The organism is Campylobacter concisus (assembly GCF_003048985.1).
Classification (GTDB): Bacteria; Campylobacterota; Campylobacteria; order Campylobacterales; family Campylobacteraceae; genus Campylobacter_A; species Campylobacter_A concisus_AY.
On the sequence record NZ_PIRS01000020.1, the window covers coordinates 1 to 5,457 of the forward strand.

Below are 5,457 nucleotides of genomic sequence, written 5' to 3' on the forward strand. Positions count from 1 at the left end.
AAAAAATAAAAACTAATACTTTACACTTAGACAGAAAGCAACAATTATAAAAAACCAAGATTAATAATATAAGAATTAAAGCAGACAAACAACAAAGCCCGCAACGACCTACTTTTCCAACATCCCAGTAAGGGAGAGTATCATCAGCCAGGACGAGCTTAGCTTCTTGGTTCGAGATGGAGCAAGGCGTTTCCTCGTCTGTATAGTCACGGGCAGTGTTAAATAAAAGATACAATAGCTAAATCTCTTATTTAACACTACTAGATAAAGTTAAAAGTCATAAACAAAGTTTTATAAAAACATATCTTATTAAGTTTTTATCCTTAACAAGGAAGTGATGCTTATTAAAAGATAAGCAGACGAGCTATTAGTACTGGTCAGCTAAAGGACTTTCATCCATTACACACCCAGCCTATCAAACACATAGTCTATATGAGCTCTTAAAAGAAGATTCATCTTGGAGTTGGCTTCCTGCTTAGATGCTTTCAGCAGTTATCACATCCCAACATAGCTACCGAGCGGTGCCCTTGGCAGGACAACTCGTACACCAGTGGTTGGTTCGACCCGGTCCTCTCGTACTAGGGTCAACTCTCCTCAATCTTCTTGCGCCCACGGCAGATAGGGACCGAACTGTCTCACGACGTTCTGAACCCAGCTCGCGTACCGCTTTAAATGGCGAACAGCCATACCCTTGGGACCTGCTCCAGCCCCAGGATGCGATGAGCCGACATCGAGGTGCCAAACCTCCCCGTCGATGTGAGCTCTTGGGGGAGATCAGCCTGTTATCCCCGGGGTACCTTTTATCCTTTGAGCGATGGCCCTTCCACACAGAACCACCGGATCACTAAGACCGACTTTCGTCTCTGCTTGACGTGTATGTCTCGCAGTTAAGCTGGCTTATGCCTTTATACTCTACGAACGATTTCCAACCGTTCTGAGCCAACCTTTGTAAGCCTCCGTTACATTTTGGGAGGCGACCGCCCCAGTCAAACTACCCACCAGACATTGTCCTACTTGAGGATAACTCAAGCTAGTTAGCTATCAGAATAAAAAAGAGCGGTATCTCAACAATGGCTCACCATAAACTGGCGTCTATGGATCAAAGCCTCCCGCCTATCCTGCACATTTTTATCCCAATAGCAGTGTCAAGCTGTAGTAAAGGTCCACGGGGTCTTTCCGTCTTGCCGCGGGTAGGAGGAATTTTCACCTCCACTACAATTTCACTGGATCCCTCTTCGAGACAGCTCCCATCTCGTTACGCCATTCATGCAGGTCGATATTTAATCGACAAGGAATTTCGCTACCTTAGGACCGTTATAGTTACGGCCGCCGTTTACTCGGGCTTCGATCAAACGCTTCGCAGAGCTAACGTCATCAATTAACCTTCGAGCACCGGGCAGGCGTCACACCCTATACATCCTCTTACGAGTTAGCAGAGTGCTGTGTTTTTGGTAAACAGTCGGGAGGGACTCTTTGTTGTAACCTTCAATGCTTACGGAGTAAATCCTTCACAAAGTTAGGCACACCTTATACCGAAGATACGGTGCTATTTTGCAGAGTTCCTTGAAGAGAGTTCTTCCACGCGCCTTAGAATACTCATCCCACCCACCTGTGTCGGTTTACGGTACGGGCAACTATAACTAAACTTAGAAACTTTTCTTGGCTCGACAGTATCAAGGATTTACGATTCATTCCGAAGAACTTCACGCACCTGTAAGGCCTCGGCTTAAAGGAATTCGGATTTGCCTGAATTCCAACCTGCACCTTTCGACCAGCACTACCATCCGCTGGCTCCTCTAACTCTAAGCGTCCTTCCATCGCACATTATAGTTGGCATTGGAATATTAACCAATTTTCCATCGCATACCCCTTTCGGACTTTGCTTAGGACCCGGCTAACCCTACGATGACGAGCATCGCGTAGGAAACCTTGGGTTTACGGCGTTGGGGATTCTCACCCCAATTATCGCTACTCATGCCTGCATGCTCACTTGTATTCGCTCCAGCACTCCTTACCGGTATACCTTCAACGCAAATACAACGCTCTCCTACCACTTAGTAAAACTAAGTCTAAAGCTTCGGTACTCATTTTAGCCCCGTTATATTTTCCGCGCAGAATCACTAGACCAGTGAGCTATTACGCTTTCTTTAAAGGATGGCTGCTTCTAAGCCAACCTCCTGGTTGTTTAAGTAACTCCACATCGTTTTCCACTTAAATGAGATTTAGGGACCTTAGCTGTTAGTCTGGGTTGTTCCCCTCTCGACGACGGATTTTATCACTCGCCGCCTGACTGCCATGATTACACACTAGGTATTCGGAGTTTGATAGGGTTTGGTACATTGGTGTATGCCCTAGCCCATTCAGTGCTCTACCCCCTAGTGTTACTACATGACGCTATACCTAAATATATTTCGGAGAGAACCAGCTATCACGATGTTTGATTGGCCTTTCACCCCTATCCACAAGTCATCCCATAGCTTTTCAACGCTAGCGGGTTCGGTCCTCCACCGGCTCTTACACCGGTTTCAACCTGCTCATGGATAGATCACATCGTTTCGGGTCTGCAACGTCTGACTAAACGCCCTATTAAGACTCGCTTTCGCTACGGCTCCGGGTTTCCTTAACCTTGCCAGACATCACAACTCGCAGGCTCATTATGCAAAAGGCAGTCCATCACCCTGATAAATCATAGGGCTCTGAATGATTGTAAGCAAATGGTTTCAGGTTCTATTTCACTCTGATCACCTCAGTTCTTTTCACCTTTCCCTCACGGTACTTGTGCACTATCGGTCTAGTAGTAGTATTTAGGGTTGGATAGTGGTCTACCCAGCTTCAGACAGAATATCACGTGTTCCGCCCTACTCAGGATACTGCTAAGTAAAACAAAGCTTTCATATACGGGGGTATCACCCTCTGTGCCTAACCTTTCCAGGTTGTTCTATTAGCTAAGTTTAGTCTATATTGCAGTCCTACAACCCCACTAGTAAACTAGTGGTTTGCCCTCTTACGCGTTCGCTCGCCGCTACTAGCGTAATCTCTTTTGATTTCTTTTCCTGAGGGTACTAAGATGTTTCAATTCCCCTCGTTCGCTCCGTTATACGGTAACTAATATCTCTATTAGTTGGGTTGCCCCATTCAGAAATTCCCGGATCAAAGCCCCTTGACGGCTCCCCGAGACTTATCGCAGCCTGGCACGTCTTTCATCGCCTCTACTAGCCAAGGCATCCACCACTTGCTCTTTGTAGCTTACCTTTTCTATATTAGATTATTCTAATTCGCATCACTTCCTTGTTAAAGATAACTTTATGTTACTATATTTAAATTCTAGCTCTCAAGACGGAAAGCATTGACTACTATTTAGATAAGTTTTAAATCCTAAATAGATTGTGATGTCAAACTTTTGCATTAAATGCAAAGAGATTAGAAATTTAAATCTTTAACAAGTCCTGTAAAATTGTTTTTAAAACTTGCTTGTGACTATTAACAATATTAATTAAAAGAACATTTAGACTTCGCAGACTAGCAAGCTAGTCTTTACGACCAAAGAGTTGCACCCTTTGGAAACCCCTAAAGCACAAAGTTGCTTTAGGCAACTTCATAATCAATAAAGATTAAGACGCTTAAAAGTCTAAAGTAAATGTTTCTAAAAACACTTAATATAGACTTTTACTGTTAAACTATTTTATGGTGGAGAATAGCGGGATCGAACCGCTGACCTCCTGCGTGCAAAGCAGGCGCTCTCCCAGCTGAGCTAATTCCCCAATTAAATTCTCTGGTGGGCCTAACAAGACTTGAACTTGTGACCTCACCCTTATCAGGGGTGCACTCTAACCAGCTGAGCTATAGGCCCCTATAGGTCTATCAATCTTTCAAAACTAAACAAGGATGATTGAGAATATCTTTCTTATAGATATCTTGTGAGAGAATATCTATATGTACTCTAGAAAGGAGGTGATCCAACCGCAGGTTCTCCTACGGTTACCTTGTTACGACTTCACCCCAGTCGCTGATTCCACTGTGGACGGTAACTAATTTAGTATTCCGGCTTCGAGTGAAATCAACTCCCATGGTGTGACGGGCGGTGAGTACAAGACCCGGGAACGTATTCACCGTAGCATGGCTGATCTACGATTACTAGCGATTCCGGCTTCATGGAGTCGAGTTGCAGACTCCAATCCGAACTGGGACATATTTTATAGATTTGCTCCATCTCGCGATATTGCTTCTCATTGTATATGCCATTGTAGCACGTGTGTCGCCCCGGACATAAGGGCCATGATGACTTGACGTCGTCCACACCTTCCTCCTCCTTACGAAGGCAGTCTCATTAGAGTGCTCAGCCGAACTGTTAGCAACTAATGACGTGGGTTGCGCTCGTTGCGGGACTTAACCCAACATCTCACGACACGAGCTGACGACAGCCGTGCAGCACCTGTCTTAACATTTCTGCAAGCAGACACTCTTCTATCTCTAGATGATTTGTTAGATATCAAGTCCGGGTAAGGTTCTTCGCGTATCTTCGAATTAAACCACATGCTCCACCGCTTGTGCGGGTCCCCGTCTATTCCTTTGAGTTTTAATCTTGCGACCGTACTCCCCAGGCGGTATACTTAATCCGTTAGGTGCATTACTGCCAAGACTAGCTTAGCAACAACTAGTATACATCGTTTAGGGCGTGGACTACCAGGGTATCTAATCCTGTTTGCTCCCCACGCTTTCACGCATTAGCGTCAGTTGAGTTCCAGCAGATCGCCTTCGCAATGGGTATTCCTGGTGATCTCTACGGATTTTACCCCTACACCACCAATTCCATCTGCCTCTCCCTCACTCTAGATTATCAGTTTCCCAAGCAGTTCTATGGTTAAGCCATAGGATTTCACAAGAGACTTGATAATCCGCCTACGCGTCCTTTACGCCCAGTGATTCCGAGTAACGCTTGCACCCTCCGTATTACCGCGGCTGCTGGCACGGAGTTAGCCGGTGCTTATTCGTTAGGTACCGTCATTGTTCTTCCCTAACAAAAGGAGTTTACGCTCCGAAAAGTGTCATCCTCCACGCGGCGTTGCTGCTTCAGGGTTTCCCCCATTGAGCAATATTCCCTACTGCTGCCTCCCGTAGGAGTCTGGACCGTGTCTCAGTTCCAGTGTGACTGATCATCCTCTCAGACCAGTTATGCGTCATAGCCTTGGTGAGCCATTACCTCACCAACTAGCTGATACAATATAGCCTCATCCTACACCGAAAAACTTTCCCTATCTAACTTATGCTAGAGAGGTGTATAGAGTATTAGCAGTCGTTTCCAACTGTTGTCCTCTAGTGTAGGGCAGATTAGCTATACATTACTCACCCGTGCGCCACTAACTCATAAGAGCAAGCTCTTACTCGTCCGTTCGACTTGCATGTATTAGGCACGCCGCCAGCGTTCACTCTGAGCCAGGATCAAACTCTCCATATTAA

General features: G+C 45.5%; 2 tRNA genes and 3 rRNA genes. All 5 read right to left on the reverse strand.

The annotated features are described in order from the left end of the window. Window positions 1–95: 95 nt before the first annotated feature. Window positions 96–214 (reverse strand): 5S ribosomal RNA (gene rrf, locus CVS91_RS10030). Window positions 215–347: 133 nt separating this feature from the next. Further along, window positions 348–3,252: ribosomal RNA gene (locus CVS91_RS10035) — 23S ribosomal RNA — on the reverse strand. 433 nt (window positions 3,253–3,685) lie between these two features. Beyond that, a tRNA-Ala gene (locus tag CVS91_RS10040) sits at window positions 3,686–3,761 on the reverse strand. Window positions 3,762–3,773: 12 nt separating this feature from the next. Then, window positions 3,774–3,850 (reverse strand) — tRNA-Ile (locus tag CVS91_RS10045). A 94-nt stretch (window positions 3,851–3,944) separates the two neighbouring features. Further along, a 16S ribosomal RNA gene (locus CVS91_RS10050) occupies window positions 3,945–5,455 on the reverse strand. The 16S, 23S and 5S rRNA genes sit together here with 2 tRNA genes alongside, the layout of an rRNA operon. Window positions 5,456–5,457 lie beyond the last annotated feature (2 nt).